This is a genomic window from Vibrio sp. TMPB1044 (assembly GCF_030442075.1).
In the GTDB taxonomy this organism is placed as follows: Bacteria; Pseudomonadota; Gammaproteobacteria; order Enterobacterales; family Vibrionaceae; genus Vibrio; species Vibrio satsumensis.
This window is the reverse complement of sequence record NZ_JAUJED010000018.1, coordinates 1-19386: the sequence shown is the minus strand read 5'-3', so window position 1 is coordinate 19386 and position 19386 is coordinate 1. Positions and strand designations below refer to the sequence as shown.

17 protein-coding genes and 1 riboswitch are annotated in these 19386 nt (G+C 45.1%); of the genes, 8 read left to right on the top strand and 9 right to left on the bottom strand.

Annotated features, from left to right (window positions below):
- Positions 1-7 precede the first annotated feature (7 nt).
- Positions 8-649 carry an OmpA family protein gene (locus QQ041_RS11610; RefSeq protein WP_086712380.1) on the top strand — a complete coding sequence of 214 codons (642 nt, stop codon included), beginning with the start codon at positions 8-10 and terminating at the stop codon, positions 647-649.
- Between the two features lie 53 nt (positions 650-702).
- On the opposite strand, the gene QQ041_RS11605 is transcribed toward QQ041_RS11610, so the two are convergent.
- From QQ041_RS11605 to glyQ, 5 genes are all read right to left on the bottom strand, one after another.
- A complete protein-coding gene (locus QQ041_RS11605) occupies positions 703-2082 on the bottom strand; it encodes an ATP-binding protein (protein ID WP_048657795.1) in 1380 nt (459 codons plus the stop codon).
- A gap of 1 nt (position 2083) precedes the next feature.
- The gene (locus QQ041_RS11600; protein WP_048657794.1) at positions 2084-2764 is read right to left on the bottom strand and encodes a response regulator; all 681 of its coding nucleotides are present in this window, start codon (positions 2762-2764) and stop codon (positions 2084-2086) included.
- Positions 2765-2881: 117 nt separating this feature from the next.
- On the bottom strand, positions 2882-4969 hold the full coding sequence (locus QQ041_RS11595; RefSeq protein WP_285953985.1) for an alpha-amylase: 2088 nt from the start codon (positions 4967-4969) through the stop codon (positions 2882-2884).
- A 202-nt stretch (positions 4970-5171) separates the two neighbouring features.
- Positions 5172-7238, bottom strand: coding sequence for a glycine--tRNA ligase subunit beta (glyS, locus tag QQ041_RS11590; protein ID WP_285953984.1), 2067 nt, complete (start codon positions 7236-7238; stop codon positions 5172-5174).
- Positions 7239-7240: 2 nt separating this feature from the next.
- On the bottom strand, positions 7241-8155 hold the full coding sequence (gene glyQ / locus QQ041_RS11585) for a glycine--tRNA ligase subunit alpha (protein WP_285953983.1): 915 nt from the start codon (positions 8153-8155) through the stop codon (positions 7241-7243).
- A gap of 210 nt (positions 8156-8365) precedes the next feature.
- Positions 8366-8482, top strand: a riboswitch (yybP-ykoY riboswitch).
- Positions 8483-8575: 93 nt separating this feature from the next.
- Between glyQ and QQ041_RS11580 the strand changes: the two genes are divergently transcribed.
- Together QQ041_RS11580 and QQ041_RS11575 are read left to right on the top strand one after the other, a co-directional pair.
- Entirely contained in the window at positions 8576-9130 is a 555-nt protein-coding gene (locus tag QQ041_RS11580; RefSeq protein WP_017058817.1) for a TMEM165/GDT1 family protein, read from the top strand.
- A gap of 151 nt (positions 9131-9281) precedes the next feature.
- Entirely contained in the window at positions 9282-9536 is a 255-nt protein-coding gene (locus QQ041_RS11575; protein WP_017058818.1) for a hypothetical protein, read from the top strand.
- A gap of 83 nt (positions 9537-9619) precedes the next feature.
- On the opposite strand, the gene tusA is transcribed toward QQ041_RS11575, so the two are convergent.
- The gene (tusA, locus tag QQ041_RS11570; protein ID WP_004736675.1) at positions 9620-9871 is read right to left on the bottom strand and encodes a sulfurtransferase TusA; all 252 of its coding nucleotides are present in this window, start codon (positions 9869-9871) and stop codon (positions 9620-9622) included.
- Positions 9872-10020: 149 nt separating this feature from the next.
- On the opposite strand from tusA, the gene QQ041_RS11565 reads away from it, so the two are divergent.
- Together QQ041_RS11565 and QQ041_RS11560 are read left to right on the top strand one after the other, a co-directional pair.
- Entirely contained in the window at positions 10021-10206 is a 186-nt protein-coding gene (locus QQ041_RS11565; RefSeq protein ID WP_004736674.1) for a hypothetical protein, read from the top strand.
- Between the two features lie 156 nt (positions 10207-10362).
- The gene (locus QQ041_RS11560) at positions 10363-11304 is read left to right on the top strand and encodes a LysR family transcriptional regulator (protein ID WP_285953982.1); all 942 of its coding nucleotides are present in this window, start codon (positions 10363-10365) and stop codon (positions 11302-11304) included.
- A gap of 103 nt (positions 11305-11407) precedes the next feature.
- On the opposite strand, the gene QQ041_RS11555 is transcribed toward QQ041_RS11560, so the two are convergent.
- From QQ041_RS11555 to fadB, 3 genes are all read right to left on the bottom strand, one after another.
- Positions 11408-12388, bottom strand: coding sequence for an MDR family oxidoreductase (locus tag QQ041_RS11555; protein WP_086712375.1), 981 nt, complete (start codon positions 12386-12388; stop codon positions 11408-11410).
- Between the two features lie 241 nt (positions 12389-12629).
- Complete coding sequence (gene fadA, locus QQ041_RS11550; protein ID WP_017058821.1) at positions 12630-13793, bottom strand: acetyl-CoA C-acyltransferase FadA; 1164 nt, start codon at positions 13791-13793, stop codon at positions 12630-12632.
- A gap of 26 nt (positions 13794-13819) precedes the next feature.
- Complete coding sequence (gene fadB / locus QQ041_RS11545) at positions 13820-15991, bottom strand: fatty acid oxidation complex subunit alpha FadB (protein ID WP_146492805.1); 2172 nt, start codon at positions 15989-15991, stop codon at positions 13820-13822.
- Positions 15992-16218: 227 nt separating this feature from the next.
- Here fadB and QQ041_RS11540 point away from each other — a divergent pair, with 227 nt between their 5' ends.
- The 3 genes from QQ041_RS11540 to hemG are packed head-to-tail and all read left to right on the top strand — an operon-like array spanning position 16219 to position 18872.
- The gene (locus QQ041_RS11540) at positions 16219-16842 is read left to right on the top strand and encodes a YigZ family protein (protein WP_210447671.1); all 624 of its coding nucleotides are present in this window, start codon (positions 16219-16221) and stop codon (positions 16840-16842) included.
- Positions 16843-16876: 34 nt separating this feature from the next.
- Entirely contained in the window at positions 16877-18334 is a 1458-nt protein-coding gene (locus QQ041_RS11535; protein WP_017077285.1) for a TrkH family potassium uptake protein, read from the top strand.
- A gap of 10 nt (positions 18335-18344) precedes the next feature.
- Complete coding sequence (gene hemG, locus QQ041_RS11530) at positions 18345-18872, top strand: menaquinone-dependent protoporphyrinogen IX dehydrogenase (protein ID WP_146492807.1); 528 nt, start codon at positions 18345-18347, stop codon at positions 18870-18872.
- Positions 18873-19386 lie beyond the last annotated feature (514 nt).

Here is a 19386-nt window from a genome sequence, read left to right as displayed (position 1 = left end):
AATTAGAATGAACAAATTTATATCGATAACATTGTTATTGGCACTGCCTTTTTCGGTTATGGCAGCAACACCGAAACTCGATACGAACGAACTGCTTTACCAATACTGTGATACTGGCAGCTCCGAATTTGAGCAGTCGGTTACGGTTGGGCAAGGTACTAAGGTTATGTACCATCAGGGGCCTTTCATGCAGGTATCGGCAACGGTTGATAATCAGGCTCTGGTTGAGTTAATTCAAGGCAAGCTTACTCAATCTGATCTCAGCAATAGCTGTACTCAGTTTCTGTTGAGCAGAGCCGTCATCGAAGATGAAAATCAACCCCGTGATCTGGTTGCCAGAGTGTTGTTTGACTTTGATAAGGATGAACTGAATAAACAGTCGCGCTATTTGTTACTTAAGCTCGGAGCGAAGTTAGAGCAACAGGTGCCCGAATTGAGTGTTGTGGGTAACACCGACTCGAAAGGATCGGGGAAATACAATTTGAGCTTGGGTTTAAAGCGTTCAGAGTCAGTTGTTACGTATCTGCGTGAGCATGGGGTTCCTGTTGAACAAATTACGGTAACCTCGCAAGGTGAGAAAGCTCCGATTCAAAGTAATGACTTGGAGACTGGCCGTCATCTGAATCGTAGAGTCGATATTCAATCTTAACCTATCTTTAATTTATGGCTTATAGCTTATAGCTTATAGCTTATGGCTTATGGCTAGGGCTGCGGCAGTAAAATCCTCAGCGAGACACCCATGGATGGGTCTTCTGGTGTCTCAAACCAAATTGCCCCTTTGTAGCTGTGAATTATCTCATCACATAGTGCCAAGCCTAACCCTGTGCCTGGGTTTTGTTGGTCAGCTCTTACACCTCGTTGAAATAAGCTCTGGCTAGTATTACTGTCGATAGCTGGGCCATCATTACTGATCTCAACCATAATCTGATTATCAATATTAGTAACCTTGAACAAGATCGACTGATCAGCAAAACGGTAGGTGTTTTCTAATATGTTACCCATTATTTCCATTAGGTCATCTTTACTTAATGGCAGGGTTTGGTTATCTGGATAGTCAGAGACAAATTGGATCGACTTGTCAGTATAAATCTTGGTGAACATACCAACCAAGCTATCTAATACAGGCTTAAGTAGGGTGTCATTGGTGGTGATACCTTTCACTCCTAATGATGCTCGCTTTAGCTGACCTTGGATAAGGCTATCCATTTCGAGTAATTGTTGATTGATTTGATGGTTTTTAGTGGGTGATGAATCGTCTAGTAGTGCTTGGGATACAGCAACACGAGTCTTCAAGCTATGGGCGAGATCGTTCAGTGACCGTTTATAACGTTCCTGATTTTCCTTTTGCTGGAACAATAGCTCATTCAGTGCACTAGTCACATTGTGCAGGTCTTCTGGGTAGCTTTCTGCTAGCTGGTTCTGCTTACCCTGTTTTATTTCGTGCAGCTCTTTTTCTAAGCGAACAAAGGGGGCAAAGCTGATGCGATAGAAGAGTAAAAGCAGGGCACTGATTAATGTCAGGGCTACTATCAATACACCTATCGTGGTGTATTTTAGTTGCTTTATTGGTTCCATCTTATGTTCGACTCTTTGAGTAAGGATTACCTTTCCATCTTCTTGATCTTTAAAACCTTTCCATAGCATTGTGTGGACGATAAACGCGGCTCCACTCGGTTTCTCTACTAGCCGAATTGTATCGATTGGAAAATTGAGATCAGTACACAGGTTGTCTATTTGAGGACGTGAGATACCTAACTTTGCCAGCTGTTTGGTTCTTCGCTCAACGTCGATTGAAGTCCAAACTTGATGGCTGTTGTGGTCACATAAGATGACGCTGGTATTAGGTGACTCTTTGGCATAAAAGCTATTCCACTCAGTGAGTGGCGGGATCTCACCCGAGGAGAGGAGTTCGTTGACAATTGAAGGTAACTCTCGGAGCGTGTTTTTAGAATAGTCTTCAAACAGCTGGTGTTTTTGGGTGTTGTAATAGAACCAAGTGCTAGTCAGTACCATAGTAAAAAGAATGGAAGCAGCAGTGGCAAAGGTACGTCGTCTAAACTGGGTTTTATACAGTCTTTTCATATCATTTCGCTTCTATTTCGAATCGATAGCCTTGTCCTCGAACCGTGCTGATCAGTTTTTCTTCGGTATGTTGAGCAAGCTTTTTACGCAGCCGCGAAACGATCACTTCAATGTTATTAAGCTGAATGCCTTCTCCTTGGTCGTACAGAGAGTCCAAGATTTGTTGCTTGGAGACAATCTTCAAACTATGACGAATTAGATACTCGAAGATTTGGTATTCGAGTGCCGTGAGGTCGAGAAGCATTTCATTGTAGGTAATGCTTTTGGCTTGAGTATCAAGAGTCAGTGATTGCGCCTTGATTTGAGAGGCTGCAAATCCTTGATTTCGACGTACAAGTGCTTCAAGTCTGGCGAGCAGTTCTTCAAATTGAAATGGCTTGGTTAGGTAATCGTCGGCGCCACAATTGAGCCCTTCAACTTTATCCTGCCAGTCACCGCGAGCGGTTAAAATCAGAATAGGAACTGTAATCTCTTTGCGGCGTATCTGCTTAATCAGCGTAAAGCCGTCGAAATCTGGCAGGCCAAGATCGATGATCATGACATCGGTATTGGGTTGTTTTTGAATGGTTTGTAGACAGGCTGATGCAGTTTTCTCTGCGTAAATGGTATGGCCAAGATCACCAAGTTGAGACGAGAGGTGATGATTTAATATCTCATTATCTTCAACCAAAACAACCAGCATTCAATATCCCTATATACAATAAGATTCAACTACATAGAGCTTACACTAGCTTAGGATAAAAAAAAGGAGAAGCCTAAGCTTCTCCTTGAGTTTCTGCTGTGTTATGTCACTCGGCGTTTACTTAGAACCGGTATAAACAACCAATACTTTGTCATCTTGGTATTGGCGTTCGAACGCATAGTAGCCCTTACTATTGCGGATGATGTGCTTGCCTTGAGCAACCGCTGGGTGGCGTTGGCGGAATTGACCAAGCGCTTGCCAATGTTCTAGCAACTCTGCACGTTCGCCGGTGATTTGATCCCATGGCATGTCTGAGCGAGTACCTTGCATTGGGTCCGATCCTGTTGGGCCAAAGTCACGGGCGATTTCATCTCCGTAATAGATCTGCACTGCGCCTGGAGCCAGCATTAATGCATTCGCTGCTTTGGTCTGTTTGGCAAAGTCACTGCCGTGCTGCGTCCAGAATAGCGAGGTGTCGTGAGACGATAGGTAACTCAGCACGTTGAACTCACTGTCAGTGTTGATCTTCTCTGCATAACGGAGGTAATCGGCATCGAGATCAGACAGGCACTTCAGCGCCTTAGGGGCGATGTCGCTCTGGAATTCAAAATTGATGATCGAATCAAAGCCGTTAGCGAAGTAATCTGATTTCACGACGCTGTGTGCCCAGACTTCACCAGTCATCCAGAATGGTAAGTCATCCAAGGCCTTTTCTGGGTTGTTCTGCTTCCACTCAGCAAGCGCTTGGTTGGTGCTGGCTTTAAGCTCTGCCCACGCTTCGAGTTCTACGTGCTTGGCGGTATCAACCCTAAAGCCATCAACGCCGTATTCACGCACCCAATCAGATAACCAAGTGATTAGGTGGTCGCGAGGTGTTTTAAGCTCATCGGTCGCGCTGGTGGATTTGTTGCTATAGAAGTTCGGTAGCCCAGTGGTCTCTGTTGATTCGGTTTTAAAATCGGGCAGGTGCGCCAAAGACATGGTCAGGTTGTTGTAACCCGGAGAGTCGTAAGCGCCGATATCGCTGCGTAACCAAGCTTTACCCCACCATTTCTCCCACGCTTCTTTATCGCTGTATGAGATGTAGTTATTGAAGTAGTGCCAGTTCTGACCTTTAGCGGGTTGCCAGTCTGTCCAGTTTTCGCCAAGTGTTTGTTTGGATTGTTCATCTGTTAGGTTGAGCTTACCAAAATCAAACTCTTGCATGTCGGCAAGTGTCGCATAGCCTGTGTGGTTCATTACCACATCCCAAACAACGCGAATGCCTTTGCTGTGCGCGGTATCGATGAAGGTTTTTAGCTCGTCTTCGGTACCCATGTTGTCATCGAGCTTAGTCCAGTCTTGATGGTAGTAACCATGGTAGCCATAATGCTTGAAGTCACCTCTGTCACCACCGCCAACCCAGCCGTGAATCTGCTCTAACGGAGATGTTATCCAGATGGCGTTAGCACCGAGTGACTCTATGTAATCGAGTTTTTCGGTTAAGCCGGCTAAATCACCACCATGGAAGGTGCCGATTTCGTCTTGTCCGTCTTGACTGCGACCGTAACTGTTGTCGTTGTTAGGGTTGCCGTTATGGAAGCGGTCGGTCATCACGAAGTAAACCGTGGCGTTATCCCAACTAAATTCAGCTTTGGTTTCGGGCTCAACCTTTTCTAGTAACAAGACACCTTGGCTGTTTTCTGCAGGCTGCATGGTAACGCTGCCATTAGTTACAGTCGCTTGTGTGCCTGAAAGGGCATCTCTAACCACGGTGCCATCATCAAAGGTTTGAGCAACGTCGATGGTAGTTGGCTCGTCACTAGGCTCTGGACAGGCAAAGCTTTGTACCTGCTGTTGCTTCGGCTTTATCTGAACTGTGAGTTCATTAGTCTGTGGGTTGAGCGTGAATTGATAGGTGTTAGCGCGAAAGACTTTAATGGCGATCTCAGATTTCTCGGCACAGTCGTCTAGGCGAAGGGGTTTATTGAACTTGATGCGGTTTTCTTCAGCCAGCGCATAGTTGGTGCCACAGGTATTTTGAGTATCGCTGATAGAGAAGGTATAGCTACCTTTGGCGAGTTCCTGTTCAGCAATAACAGTGCCTTTTCCTGTCGATTCAAATATGACAGTGTTGTTATCAATCGTCAGCAATAAGCTGTCATCACTGGTTTGGCTGCATGCGCTGAGTGCGAGTATTGAAAGCGCGAGTACTGTTTTTTTCATTGTTCCCTTCCCCTGAATAAACAGGTCAGTTATAGCAAACAATGCCCTCTACAGTCTGAGCGCTGATTCATTCAGATAATCAATAACACCTCTACAAACAAATGCTTGGTTCACAAAAACAAAAAGGGAAGCTTTCGCTTCCCTTTGGGTGTTTACCGTTAGTTACTCAGAGTATGGCTTAGAGCAACTGTCTCACTCGTGCTTATTTTTGCAGTAGAGAGATGTCAGCAATTTGTAGGAACAGGTTACGTAGGTTGTTCAGTAGCGTTAGACGGTTCTTCTTAAGCGCTTCGTCATCAGCCATCACCATTACGTTATCGAAGAATGCATCAACAGGTTCACGTAGGTCAGCAAGTTTGCTTAGGGCTTCTTGGTAGTTGCCTGTTGCGAATGCTGGCTCTAGTGCTTCTGTCATTACTTCAACGTTTTCAGCCAGTGCTTTCTCTGCGTCTTCTTGAAGAAGCGTTAGGTCTATTTCAGCTGGTAGCTCGCCATCGAATTTCGCAAGGATGTTACCTACACGCTTGTTCGCTGCTGCTAGTGCTTCTGCTGCTTCCAGTTCACGGAAGTGAGAAACCGCTTTAACGCGTTGGTCAAAGTCAGCTGGCTTAGTTGGACGACGTGCTAGTACCGCTTGGATGATATCAACGCTGAAACCAGCATCTTGGTACCATGCGCGGAAACGACCTAGCATGAAGTCGATAACGTCAGCTTCTACGTTTTCGTTAGTCAGCTTGTCGCCTAGTAGCTCTTTCGCTTTACCGATCAGATCGGTTAGGTCTAGGTTGTAGCCGTTTTCAACGATGATACGTAGTACACCTAGTGATGCACGACGTAGCGCGAATGGGTCAGAACCTTTTGGTGCTTGGCCTATACCGAAGATACCTACGATAGTATCTAGCTTGTCTGCCATTGCAACTGCAGAAGAGATACCTGTGCTTGGTAGATCGTCACCAGCGAAACGAGGCATGTACTGCTCGTAAAGTGCTAGTGCAACTTGCTCGTCTTCACCATCGTGAGTCGCGTAGTGCATGCCCATTACACCTTGTGTATCCGTGAATTCGAATACCATAGATGTCATTAGGTCACACTTCGCCAGTAGACCTGCGCGCTTAGATTTCTCAACGTCAGCATCGATTTGCTCGGCGATGTAGCCAGCAAGTTCTGTGATGCGGTCTGTTTTGTCTTTGATAGTACCAAGTTGCTTCTGGAAGATAGCTTGGTCTAGCTCAGCAAGACGATCGATCAGCGGACGCTTACGGTCGGTGTTGAAGAAGAACTCAGCATCAGCAAGACGCGGACGTACCACTTTCTCGTTACCTTCGATAACGTGACGAGGCTCTTTAGACTCGATGTTTGATACGAAGATAAAGTTAGGAAGTAGCTTCTTGTTTTCGTCGTAAACAGGGAAGTACTTTTGGTCACCCTTCATGGTGTAAACCAAAGCTTCAGAAGGTACTTTTAGGAACTCTTCTTCAAACTTCGCTGTAAGTACTACTGGCCATTCAACTAGAGACGTTACTTCTTCAACAAGGTCATCTTCTAGGTCAGCTTTACCGCCAACCGCTGCTGCCGCTTTTTGAGAGTCAGCAAGGATGATCGCTTTACGCGCTTCGTAGTCTGCCATTACTTTACCGCGCTCTTCTAGGATCGCAGGGTATTGGTCAGCAGAATCGATTGTGAACTCTTGTTCGCCCATGAAACGGTGGCCACGGATAGTACGAGCAGATGCTACGCCAAGGATTTCGCCTTCAACAAGTTCATCACCTAGTAGTACTGTCAGTGTTTTCACTGGACGGATAAATTGAATGTCTGAGTTACCCCAGCGCATTGCTTTAGGGATTGGTAGGCCAGCTAGTGCTTTCGCAGCGATGTCCATCACCAATTCTTGAACAGGTTTACCAGCCACTTCTTGTTTGAAAAGAAGCCACTCGCCTTTGTCTGTTTTTAGACGGTCAGCTTGATCAACAGTAATGCCGTTACCACGAGCCCAACCTTGTGCTGCTTTAGTCGCGTTGCCTTCAGCATCGAATGCAACAGAAACAGCAGGACCACGTTTTTCAACGACTTTGTCTGCTTGTCCTTCAGCCAGTGCTGTTACTTTAAGTGCTAGACGACGAGGTGCTGCGTACCACTTGATGCCTTCGTGAGAAAGCTCAGCCGTTTTAAGACCTGCTTCAAAGTTAGAAGCAAATGCTTCTGCTAGAGAACGAAGTGCTGTTGGTGGAAGCTCTTCCGTACCCAGTTCAATTAGAAAATTCTTCGCCATGATTATTTGTCCTTCTTACACATTGGGAAGCCAAGCGCTTCACGTGACGCGTAGTACGCCTCAGCAACTGATTTAGTCAGGTTGCGGATACGAAGGATGTAACGTTGACGCTCTGTTACAGAGATAGCTTTGCGCGCATCAAGGATGTTGAATGCGTGACCTGCTTTTAGAATGCGCTCGTAAGCTGGAAGCGGAAGTGGCTTCTCAAGCTCAAGTAGCTCTTTACACTCTTTCTCGCACTGGTCGAAGAAAGTGAATAGGAAATCTACGTCTGCGTGCTCGAAGTTGTAGGTTGATTGCTCAACTTCGTTTTGGTGGAAGATGTCACCGTAAGTTACGTTAGAACCGTCTGGTGCTATGTTCCATACTAGGTCGTAAACAGAATCTACTTCCTGGATGTACATTGCTAGACGCTCGATACCGTAAGTGATCTCACCTGTTACAGGCTTACACTCAAGACCGCCAACTTGTTGGAAGTAAGTGAATTGAGTCACTTCCATACCGTTTAGCCATACTTCCCAACCAAGGCCCCATGCGCCTAGTGTTGGGTTTTCCCAGTTATCTTCAACGAAGCGAATGTCGTGAACAAGCGGGTCGACACCAAGAACTTCAAGAGAGCCTAAGTACAACTCCTGGATGTTATCTGGAGAAGGTTTTAGAGCTACTTGGAATTGATAGTAGTGCTGCAGGCGGTTCGGGTTTTCACCGTAACGACCATCGGTCGGACGACGGGAAGGTTGAACGTATGCCGTAGACATTGGCTCTGGGCCAAGTGCACGTAGACATGTCATTGGGTGAGAGGTGCCAGCACCTACTTCCATATCTAGTGGTTGAACAATGGTACAACCGTTTTGTGCCCAGTAATCCTGCAGCGCGAGGATCATTCCCTGGAAGGTTTTGATATCGTATTTTTGCATAGTCAGGTTCGCGCGATTCTTTTAAATGAATGAGAAAAATAACCTCTGAGTATACCGAGATATTTGTAAAGCGAGTAGGGGTAATCTTGTTTAATTAGTGGTCTAAAATGTCGTTTAGTGGATTTTTGTGCCTTTAATGTTTGTTTTTCGGCACAAGTGGATATTTTGATAACTTTGACACTTGTGTTTGAAAGCATGGGCTATTAAAATCTCGCGGTCTTTGGGGAGTAGCTTACTTATTCATATCCTATTGAATGAGTTCGTTCGTCAACATAATTGATGCAAAATCATCATGGCGTTCGAGGCAACCACCACCTTGGTGGTGCTTAGCAAGACCATAGACAAGCATCGTGAACCGGGATGGGGCGCGAGGTTTGTCTTTGGTTAAATATAATAATCCCCATCCCAAATGAGCATGTCGTGAGCGTTTTAGCAATTTCAATTACAACTGTCGCCTTAGCCGAGATCGGTGATAAGACTCAGTTGCTATCTCTTTTATTAGCCAGTCGATATCGCAAGCCGATACCTATCATTGCGGCTATCTTCTTTGCCACCATTGCCAATCATGCCCTTGCAGCATGGCTCGGGGTCGTGGTTGCTGATTATCTTTCACCTGAAGTATTAAAGTGGGTGCTGGTGGTCAGTTTCATTGCGATGGCTGGCTGGATTTTGATTCCCGATAAGTTAGATGACGATGAACAGATCTCAAACCGAGGACCGTTTGTCGCCAGTTTTATCGCTTTCTTTATTGCTGAGATCGGCGATAAAACCCAAATTGCGACCTCTATCCTAGGGGCTCAATATGCGGATGCATTAGCGTGGGTGATTCTGGGTACAACCATTGGTATGTTGCTGGCAAATGTGCCTGTGGTGATCATCGGTAAGCTGTCTGCTGATAAGATGCCTCTTGATCTGATTCGTAAGATCACAGCCTTGTTATTCGTGGGTTTAGCTATCGCTGCGGCTTTCTATTGATAGGTGGTATTGAGTCTTATTATACTCAATCAGTAGAGTAATGTGTTGTAGGTCATACTCTTACAGTATTGTGGGGTTTATCGAGCGAACGGACATATAACTGTCATACTTGTCATGATATTTTAATCTTGTGAGTTAAGAACACGAGGGCATGATTATGTTGACGCGTTATATGGGTATTACTCCACAAAGCCAAAGTTATCTATTTACCTTTGGTCTTGCACTTACATTATTAGGCATGGTGTTGACGGACATGTGGCTGCCAATGGTCGCGGGTGCCATCATCATGACTGCGCTTGCGGTAGAGGCTTGGATTCGGGTCGCGCATATTATTCCGATGCGCAAAGATATCCGAGAAATTCAGCATCAGCTGGAGCATCTGCAAAACAAGTCTAGAAGCGAATAAACAAAAAGCCGCTGGTACTCTGAGTTCTGTTTAAGAACATAAGGTACCAGCGGCTTTTTTGATACTTGATAGTCGGTGGGGCGCTACGCCTCCAATCCCTTTCTGATCAAATACTGGTAAGGCAACGTTTCTGTTGCTTGGCCTACCAACTGGTGATCCATGAATCGACAAAAGCTCGGAATATCTCGAGTTGTCGAAGGGTCGTCAGCTTTTACCAGTAACACATCGCCATCCTGCATGTTTCTAATTGTCTTCCTGACCATCATTACTGGCTCTGGGCAACGCAGGCCTTCAGCTTCTAAAGTATGGGTTGCCAGTTCAGGTTTGAATGTCATGGTTTGTATCTCTATATCTATCTAACGAGTGAATAATACGTCTGCAGAAAAAATATGCAATAAGTGCTTGGCAAACAGAATCATTTCCTATAACTTAGTTAACAAGTTGATAACAACTTGAAACAAAGGCAACTAGCTAAGGAGTGGCGATGTTGACAGGATTAGATAGATTAACAATTTATTCGGTTCTCTGTTTTATTTCTTTTTGTGCGTTAGTACTACGCTCATCGACAGAGACCTCACTGATGCCAATCTTTGGCATAGTAGCAACGATTATTGGTATTTGGGTAGAGATGCGCCGTTGGCAAGGCATAGCCGAGGAGCAAGAGCACTAACCCGGATACAACAAGCAAATTCCGATACGACAACATTCCGACACTATCCCCAGATTTTCTTGGGCTTCCCCGCGTAATTGCGGGATTTTTTTTATCTAAAGCATGCTATAAACAACTTAGTGACCAATGATAATTGTATACAGCTAGGTAAGTGGCGTGGAATTAGAAGACATCTATCGTAGAGACCTGAATTTACTGGTCGCCTTAAAAGTATTGATTGAAGAGGGCAGTGTTAGCCAAGCCGCGCTTCGTCTTAACTTAAGTCAATCGGCAACCAGTCGAGTGTTAGGGCGCTTAAGAGAACTACTTAACGATCCGCTGTTTACACGCCAAGGTCAGCACCTTATTCCTACCAAGAAAGCCCTCGAGATCAGTCAGCGCATTGATCAACCTTTGGAGTCTTTTCGCCAATTACTTAGCCCGAGTGATTTTGACCCCTATTACTGCAGTGAGCGCTTCCTGATTGCGACCACTGACTACGCGATGCAAACCATATTGCCTTATGCCCTGCCGAAAATTTACGAGCAAGCGCCTAATATCTCTTTGGAATTTGCACCGCTGCAGCATGAGCATTTGTTTAAGCAGCTCAGTACCGAACGTGTTGATATGGCGATTTGTCGTCCGAGTGGCAGCATTGCACCACTTCATCAAGAGGTCTTGGGACCGGTTGGTGTATCGTGTTTGTTATCTAAAAAACACCCATTGGCCGAGCAGCCTTTAAGCCTTGAGGATTATGTTTCTTTACCTCATGCGATGATTGCGATCAGTGATGGTGTTAAATCTTTATTAGACAACGCTTTAGCTAATCAACAGCCTCGTAAAATGGTGCTGCGCGCTTATCATCTTGAAGCGGCATTAGCGATTGTCGATAGAATGCCATTAGTGATCACAGTACCTGCTGATTTGGCTTATTTGGTAGCAGAGCGTTATGACTTAGTCGTTAAACCGTTGCCATTTGAGTTTATGCCGTTTGATTACTCACTGATCTGGCATGCTCGTTGCGACTCTTCTGCTTCACAGCAATGGTTAAGAAGAGTGGTCAAAGAAGAGTGTGGCGAGCTGATTCAAAAACGGATTGCGGATGTAGGTTTGGGTTAATTGAGACTTAGTTTGGACTCACTCGACCTAAATGACAAAAACGCAAAAGGGCTGATTACTATCAGCCCTTTGTTATTTTGGGTTACGGGAGTTTAATTCACAATTACAGTTTAATAACAACGCGACCAGTGATTTGACCGTTAGTGATGTCTTCTGCGGCTTGAATTGCACCGTCTAAAGACACTTCTTTGGTTGCTTGAGCGTAGAAAGATTCTGGTAGTAGCTCAGCCAGCTGTTCCCACGCTTTAATGCGCTTTTCACGAGGGCACATTACAGAATCAACACCTTGTAGACGAACGTTACGTAGAATGAATGGCATTACTGTTGTTGGTAAGTCAAAACCGCCTGCTAGACCACACATCGCAACTGCACCGTTGTAATCAATTTGCGCCAATACTTTTGCAAGTACTTTGCTACCTACAGTATCGATAGCACCAGCCCACAGTTGTTTTTCTAGTGGTTTAGCTGGTTCTTCTAGTTCAGCACGTTCAACAATGCGTGTCGCGCCTAGTGATTTTAGTAGTTCACCGTTTTCTGAAGCTCGGCCTGTTACTGCTGCTACTTTGTAACCTAGTTGGTTTAGTAGAGTGATAGACACACTGCCTACGCCGCCACTTGCACCTGTTACTAGGATTTCCCCGTCTTCTGGCTTGATGCCTGCATCTACGATTGCTTGCACACAAAGCATAGCGGTGAAGCCAGCAGTACCGATTGCCATTACTTTTTTCGCGTTTAGACCTTTAGGCATAGGCACTAACCAGTCACCGTTTAGGCTTGCTTTCTCAGCCATGCCACCCCAGTGACCTTCACCAACACCCCAACCAGTCAGAACTACTTCGTCGCCCGCTTTGTAGCGAGGGTCATCAGATTGTGAAACCACACCAGAAAGGTCGATACCAGGAACCATCGGGAAGTTGCGAACAATGCGCCCTTTACCTGTAATCGCCAAACCATCTTTGTAGTTCAAAGAAGAGTAGCTTACATCGATCTTCACGTTGCCTTCTGGTAATTGAGACTCTTCAATTTGAGAAACTGATGCGATAGTTTTTTTGTCTTCTTGGTTTAGTACAAGTGCTTTAAACATGATCTGCTCCATGGGAGAAATATTAGGAAACTGAAGTAACTGTAGTTGAATCATCCGAGAAAAAATAATGAAACATCAACATTGAATCTATGCGTTTTGTGCATAGATGTAAGTAGTGATTTTCTTTCGCTAAATTCGGTGAACGAATCTATGTATTGTTGGATGTCGAGTAATAAAAAGTGCAGCTATATAAATATAGCTGCACAAAAGATTACTCTTCAAGTATTACCGTCAGTGATCGCTATGGGCGTTCAAATACCGTTGCAATACCTTGACCTAAACCAATACACATGGTCGCTAAGCCGTATTTCACATCTTGTGCTTCCATTAGGTTGATTAGGGTCGTCGAGATACGAGAGCCAGAACAGCCCAGTGGGTGACCAAGAGCAATCGCACCGCCGTTAAGGTTTACTTTCTCATCAACCACATCCAGTAGACCTAGGTCTTTCGCACACGGAAGAGATTGAGCGGCAAACGCTTCGTTTAGCTCAATCACACCCATATCTTCAATGGTTAGGCCTGCACGTTTAAGTGCTTTTTGTGTAGCTGGGACAGGGCCGTAACCCATGATTGAAGGATCGCAACCTGCGATAGCCATCGACTTCACGCGAGCACGAATCTTGAGGCCAAGTGCGTTGGCTTTCTCTTCGCTCATGATTAGCATTGCAGAAGCACCATCAGACAGAGCTGATGACGTACCTGCTGTTACTGTGCCGTTTGCCGGGTCAAATACCGGGCGAAGCTGAGATAGGCCTTCAACCGTTGTCTCTGGACGAATGACTTCATCGTAATCCAGAGTGAACAGTGAACCGTCTGCCGCGTGAGCTTCTGTTGGTAGGATTTCATTTTTGAAACGACCTTCAACTGTTGCTGCTTGAGCGCGAGCATGTGAGCGCGCTGCGAATGCATCTTGGTCTTCACGGCTAATACCGTGCATTTTACCTAGCATCTCAGCCGTTAGGCCCATCATGCCCGCAGCTTTCGCTACGTGTTTTGACATGCCAGGGTGAAAATCAACACCGTGGTTCATTGGTACATGACCCATATGTTCCACACCACCAATCAGGCAGATTTCAGCATCACCAACCATGATAGAGCGGGTTGCATCATGCAGAGCTTGCATAGATGAGCCACATAAACGGTTGACCGTCACCGCACCAATCTCAATCGGTAGACCAGCAAGCAAGGCAGCGTTACGTGCAACGTTGAAGCCTTGCTCTAGTGTTTGTTGTACACAGCCCCAGTAAATGTCTTCAATTTCGACAGGGTTTACTTCTGGGTTGCGCTCTAAAATGCCTTTCATCAAATGTGCAGACAGATCTTCAGCACGAGTGTGACGGAAAGCTCCACCTTTGGAACGTCCCATTGGGGTACGAAGGCAATCAACAACAACTACATTTTTCATTTTGCTATTCCTTTTCCAAATGTGGGTTACAGAGAACTGGCTTGTTGGCTGTCGTAAAAGCTTTCGCCCTTAGTTGCCATATCAAGCAATAGTTGAGGAACTTGGTACATTGCACCTAAGTCTTGGTAGCCTTTCGCCATTTCAACGAAGTTACCAATACCCACACTGTCTAAGTAGCGGAATACGCCGCCTCGGAATGGAGGGAAGCCTAAACCGTAAACCAGTGCCATATCCGCTTCTTGCGGTGTCGCGATAATGCCTTCTTCTAGACAAAGTACCACTTCGTTGATCATTGGAATCATCACGCGCTGGATAATGGTCTGGTCATCAAAGTCTTGTGGCTGTTGGCATACGTCAGCCAAGATAGGAAGAATGTCTTCAGAGAAGGTCTTCTTAGGACGACCGCGTTTGTCTACGCTGTATGTGTAGAAACCGCTGCCGTTCTTCTGGCCGTATTTTTCAGCGACATAAAGCGCGTCGATCGCATCACGACCTTCTTTGCCCATACGCTCTGGGAAACCTTGTGCCATTACTGCTTGTGCGTGGTGTGCTGTATCTAGGCCCACAACGTCTAGCAAGTATGCTGGGCCCATCGGCCAACCGAACTTACGTTCCATGACTTTATCGATTTTAGTGAAATCAGCACCGTCACGTAGCAACATGCTGAAACCGCCAAAGTAAGGGAAAAGTACACGGTTTACGAAGAAGCCCGGGCAGTCATTAACAACGATTGGGGATTTGCCCATTTTCGCTGCGTAAGCGACTACGCGATTAATGGTTTCTTCTGAAGTATGCTCGCCTCGGATGATCTCAACCAAAGGCATGCGATGCACAGGGTTAAAGAAGTGCATGCCACAGAAGTTTTCTGGGCGCTTCAAAGATTTTGCTAGCAGGTTGATCGGAATCGTTGAGGTGTTTGATGTAAGAACCGTGTCTTCACCAACCAAACCTTCCACTTCGCTTAATACTGCTGCTTTTACCTTAGGGTTTTCTACAACGGCTTCCACAATCACATCTGATTGTTCAACACCTGCGTAATGTAGACTTGGAGTAATAGAAGATAGAATTCCTGCCATTTTGAATCCGTCTAGGCGACCGCGTGATAAGCGTTTATTCAACAGCTTAGAAGCTTCGTTCATACCAAGATCAAGAGATGCCTGTGCGATGTCTTTCATCATCACTGGTACGCCCTTTAATGCTGACTGGTAAGCAATACCGCCGCCCATGATGCCAGCACCAAGTACCGCAGCACGTTCAGTCGCTTTATTCGCAGATTTACCAGCCTGTTTTGCTAAGCCTTTAATGTATTGGTCATTTAAGAATAAGCCAACCAGTGCTTTCGCTTCTTCAGATTTTGCTAGCTTAACGAAGTGTTTACGTTCGATGTCGAGTGCTGCATCGCGATCGCTACGTGCTGCTTCTTCAATAGCAATCACCGAAGTAATCGGAGCTGGGTAGTGAGGCCCTGCTTTTTGAGCCACTAAGCCCTTAGCCATGGTAAAGCTCATCATCGCTTCTAGTTTGCTTAGCGATAATGCTGATGTTTTTTGTTTGCGGCGTAATTGCCAGTCTAACTTTTCATTAGCAGCCAGAGAAACGGTGTTGATTGCCGACTCTAGTAACTGGTCTGTTTCAACAATCGCATCTAACAAGCCAACTTTAAGCGCTTCATCTGCACGGCATGCTTTGCCTTGCGTGATAATTTCCATTGCGCTGTCAGCACCGATAACGCGAGGTAGGCGCACACAACCACCAAAACCAGGCATGATTCCGAGTTTGGTTTCAGGTAGGCCAATGCTGGTGGTCTTGTCACCGATACGGAAATCAGTAGCGAGTACACATTCACAGCCGCCGCCAAGGGCATGGCCACGCATCATTGAAAGAGTTGGGACAGGGAGGTCTTCGAGCTTGCTGAAGATTGAATTAGCGAATCTTAACCATTCATCAAGTTCTGCTTCTGGCTTAGCAAACAGGCCAAGAAATTCAGTGATGTCTGCGCCTACAATGAACGCGTCTTTGTTTGAAGTTAAGATTAAACCACGTAATCCTGCATGAGCATTAAGAGCATCTAACGCTTTATCTAGTGATTCTAAAGTAGCAAGGTCGAGTTTGTTTACAGAGGCTGGTGCACAGAAGCTTAATTCCGCAATACCATCTTGTAATTCCTTTACCTGTAGGGTGTTAGCTTGGTAAATCATTGTCTATCTCCATGACATACAATCCACGATTGTTTGAGAGAATCTTGTTATCTTTCTATTATTGTAGAATACCTGGTAAGACCAGTTATCTTAGTCTGTACCTGTGGTTGATTAATTTCAATACATTTTTTAAACAATTGTTTAACATTGTGCGATAGCACAGATCCTCTAACCCTTATTATTCACGCGTGATACACTTCTCCGCTCTTATTTACTAAGTTAACGATATGAATGAACAGCCCTATTTAATACCGTCAGCTTCAGCTCTGTTTGAAGAAGAGATAAAAAAGAGCGTCTTTATTACGCACCTTGCTCATACACCAAGTATAGAAACTGCTAAACAATTCGTAGAGCAGGTAAAAAAAGAGCACTCTTCAGCGCGACATAACTGTTGGGGCTTTGCTGCAGGGCGACCTGAAGACTCGATGAAGTGGGGCTTTAGTGATGATGGCGAACCCTCGGGTACTGCGGGTAAGCCTATCTTGGCGCAACTGTCTGGTTCGGGTGTTGGCGAGTTAACGGCTGTAGTCACTCGCTATTCAGGTGGAATTAAGCTTGGTACTGGTGGTTTAGTTAAGGCTTATGGTGGTGGAGTACAACAAGCTCTCAAGCTGCTTCAAACTATCGAGAAAAAAATAACCACAAAATTACGGCTAGAGTTAGACTATGGCTTTGTGCCGATTGCACAATCCATCATGGCTCAGCATCAGGCTGTTGAAGTCCAAGCGGATTATGGTGTTCAAGTTGAGCTTATTATTGAAATAGAGCTCCTTCAGGTAGATTCGTTTACCCAAACCATGATCAATAAAAGCGGTGCTAAGGCACTGGTAACGAAAGTCAAAGACAACTAGGAAGTGTGAAGCATTTCGCTTCGTTCAATAGCTCATGCAATTTCGCTCAATTATTCGAATCGTCGGATTATTATTAGCACTTTTTAGTGTATCAATGCTCGCGCCTGCGCTCGTCGCACTGATCTATCGAGATGGTGCGGGTGTGCCATTTGTGACGACCTTTTTTGTTCTCTTATTCTGTGGAGCAACCTGCTGGTTTCCAAACCGGCGTTATAAGCATGAATTGAAAGCGCGTGATGGCTTCTTGATTGTTGTTTTATTCTGGACGGTAATCGGTAGTGCTGGTGCGCTGCCGTTTTTGATCGCCGATAACCCCAATGTGTCGGTAACCGATGCTTTCTTCGAATCCTTTTCTGCATTAACAACCACGGGCGCGACCGTTATTGTCGGCCTCGATGATCTGCCTAAGGCGATTCTGTTTTACCGCCAGTTCCTGCAATGGTTTGGTGGTATGGGTATCATCGTATTGGCGGTAGCCATCCTTCCGGTTCTGGGCATCGGTGGTATGCAGCTATATCGTGCAGAAATCCCGGGCCCTGTAAAAGACAGTAAGATGACTCCGCGTATTGCTGAAACGGCAAAAGCGCTTTGGTACATCTATCTGAGTCTAACGATTGCTTGTGCGGTGGCGTTTTGGCTTGCAGGGATGAGCTTTTTTGATGCTATAAGTCATAGCTTCTCTACTATTGCGATTGGTGGCTTCTCGACTCACGATGCGAGTATGGGCTATTTCAACAGCCCTGCTATCAACATGATTACGGTCGTGTTCCTTCTTATCTCTGCGTGTAACTATTCGCTTCACTTTGCTGCATTTGCTTCTGGTGGTGTGCATCCTAAGTATTATTGGAAAGATCCTGAATTCCGCGCCTTTATCTTTATTCAAGCAGTCTTGTTCTTAGTTTGTTTCTTATTACTGCTTAATCACCACTCTTATGACTCGTATTACGATGCTTTTGATCAAGCCTTGTTCCAAACGGTGTCTATTTCAACAACCGCAGGCTTCACCACCACAGGTTTCTCTGAGTGGCCGTTATTCTTACCTGTGCTGCTCCTGTTCTCTTCTTTTATAGGGGGCTGTGCAGGTTCAACGGGTGGCGGTATGAAAGTCATTCGAATATTACTGCTTACCTTGCAAGGTGCTCGTGAAATGAAGCGCCTTGTCCACCCGCGAGCTGTCTATACCATCAAGGTTGGCGGTTCGGCACTACCACAGCGTGTCGTCGATGCGGTTTGGGGCTTCTTCTCTGCATACGCATTGGTTTTTGTGGTTTGTATGTTGGCTCTGATTGCAACTGGTATGGATGAGCTGAGTGCTTTCTCTGCCGTAGCGGCAACATTGAATAACCTTGGCCCGGGCTTAGGTGAAGTGGCAATGCACTTCGGCGATGTGAATGACAAGGCTAAGTGGGTGTTGATCGTATCTATGCTGTTTGGTCGTTTAGAGATATTCACCTTATTAATTTTATTGACCCCTACGTTTTGGCGTAGCTAAGGACAACATTTTGGCAAAAGCTCTATTTTTGTATTCAAGCCGTGAAGGGCAGACCAAGAAAATCTTGAACTATATAAAAGAAGAAATGAATGAGTTCGAATGTGAGCTTCAAGATCTGCACACCATTGGTAATGTCGACTTTGCTCAATACGACAGAGTGTTGATTGGCGCATCTATTCGCTATGGGCATCTCAATAAGAAGCTATATCAGTTCATTGATGCCAACCTTGATCAGCTGCAATCAAATAAGGTTGCCTTCTTTTGCGTTAACTTAACAGCGCGTAAAGAAGACCAAGGAAAAGATACCCCTGAAGGTAGCGCCTATATTAAGAAGTTTCTTCTAAAGTCCCCATGGCAGCCGACTCTAATCGGTGTGTTTGCTGGCGCACTCTATTATCCACGTTATAACTGGTTCGATAAAACCATGATTCGCTTCATTATGAATATGACAGGTGGTGAAACGGATACAACCAAGGAAGTCGAATACACAAACTGGGAAAAAGTCTCTTTATTCTCTAAGAAACTGCAAGATATGTAAGAGAAAAGCCTACTTTTGAGGCGTTTTGTGCTCTTTTTAATCGAACGAATAAAAAAACGAGAAAAACTTCAAAAAGGGCTTGCCAGTGTGATCGAAATCTCTATAATGCGACCTCGTTGAAACGGGAAGGCTTCGTAAGAAACCAAAACGAATCAGCAGGTCAAATTAGCCAAGCTAAGCGCTTGAAAAAAGTTTTGAAAATAGTGGTTGACACTAAAACTTAAATCGCTAAAATGGCCGTCCGATTTGAGCGAAGCTCAAAAAGGAAAAGCTCTTTAACAATTTAAACCTATCAATCTGTGTGGGCACTCGTTGATGAATATCAAAACGTTTTATCGTTAGATAAAACAGATTCTTCGGAATCAAAATTGATTTCAATGAACTGAGTGACCAATACAAAATTAAGTTTACTTAATTTTGGCACAGTCAATTCATTACCATTCTGTTGGAATGGTAATAGCTTTAGAATTACATGTTCATGTTTACATGAATATTAGTTTTGAAGTCAGTATTC